The sequence below is a fragment of the Roseicyclus amphidinii genome (assembly GCF_030163755.1).
Taxonomy (GTDB): domain Bacteria; phylum Pseudomonadota; class Alphaproteobacteria; order Rhodobacterales; family Rhodobacteraceae; genus Roseicyclus; species Roseicyclus amphidinii.
In genome coordinates this window covers 1-1532 of record NZ_JASJOE010000141.1, presented here as the reverse complement: position 1 = coordinate 1532, position 1532 = coordinate 1, and the positions used below count along the sequence as shown (strand labels likewise).

General features: G+C 66.6%; 1 protein-coding gene. It reads right to left on the bottom strand.

Annotated features, from left to right (window positions below; all coding sequences use genetic code 11):
• Window positions 1–340: 340 nt before the first annotated feature.
• Window positions 341–1525, bottom strand: coding sequence for an IS91 family transposase (locus QQK83_RS19225; protein ID WP_284267048.1), 1185 nt, complete (start codon window positions 1523–1525; stop codon window positions 341–343).
• Between the last annotated feature and the right edge of the window lie 7 nt (window positions 1526–1532).

Sequence of the window (1532 nt, the reverse complement as noted above, 5' to 3'; positions counted from 1 at the left end):
TGGTGAAGGTTTTCTGATGCGGGTCGCGGCGTAACGGTGGCGTTGATGTGCGACCACGACCCGCGTTGGAAAACCTCCCAAGGAGGAAGCCGCGGGGGTGTTGGACAATCCTATGGGGAAAGTGCGCGGGTGGGCGGGGCGGCGGCTGCGTCATGGATGCGGCTGAAGGTGCGCATGGCGCCTGAGAAGGGCGCAAACTCGGTCGATGATCCCGACGAAGCTGCTGGTTGCGCCGTGATTGTCGCCGTGTGTCGCGCCGAGGAACGATGGACGCATGCGGACTTGGCCGGGTCTGCGAGGCACGGCCGGTGCTGTTTTGTGACGGATGACAGGCGATGTGTCATGCTGCCTGCTCCCTCGGAGGCGCGCGCGACATCGGTGTCTGCCCGCGCCGGAAGATCTCGATGATGCGCATGGGGCCGCCGCAGCAGGGGCATGGCTCGCGCAGGGTGAGCGGGACGATCTCGGTCTGGTGTTCCGGCGCGGCGACCCGGTCAGGCTGCTGGACGCAGAGCAAGGCGCGTGTCTTGGTGATGTTGGCCTTGCGGGCCGAGCTGGCCAGCAGGCCGTAATGCCGGATGCGGTGGAAGCCATCGGGAAGGACGTGGATCAGGAAGCGACGGATGAACTCGGGCGTGGCCAGCCGCATGACCTTTTGCCGGTCGCCGCGCTTGATCTTGTAGTCCTTCCAGCGGAACGCCACGGTGTTGGCATCGGCGCTGACCAGGCGGGCGTTCGAGATCGCTACCCGGTGGGTATAGCGGCTCAGGTAGGCCAGCACGGCCTCTGGCCCGCCGAAGGGCGGCTTGGCATAGACGACCCATTCGGATTTGCGGAACGGGGCGAGCCAGGCGGTGAAGGTGTCAGCATCTGCCAGCTCGGCCAGATCACCGAAGAGGGCCAGCTGACCAGCCCGGTGCAGATCCCTCAGCCCGTCCAGAAACAGGCGCCGGAACAGTCGCGATAGAACCCGCACATGCAGGAAGAACCCGGGGCGGCAGGCAACCCACCTGGTGCCATCCGGCGACAGGCCGCCACCGGGGACGATCATGTGGATGTGCGGGTGATGGGTCAGAGCCGATCCCCAGGTGTGCAGGACGCTGGTGATGCCGACCCGGGCACCGAGGCGCTTGGGGTCGGCCGCGATGGTCATCACCGTCTCGGCCGATGCCCTGAACAACAGACTGTAGACCGCCCGCTTGTTCCAGTAGGCGATCCGGGCAATCTCGGCCGGCAGGGTGAAGACGACGTGGAAGTACTCCACGGGCAGCAGGTCCTCGGCCCGCGCCGCCATCCAGTCGCGCGCCGCCGGTCCCTGACACTTCGGGCAGTGCCGGTTCTTGCAGGAGTTGTAGGCGATATGGTGGTGGCCGCATTTGCCGCAGCCGGCCACATGCCCGCCGAGCGCCTCGGTCCGGCAGGCCTCTATGGCCGACATCGCCTTGAGCTGGTTCAGGCTGACATGCCCCGCATTGGCCTGCCGCCACGCAGGGCCATGGGCACGGAAGATGTCAGCCAGCTCCAGCGATGGT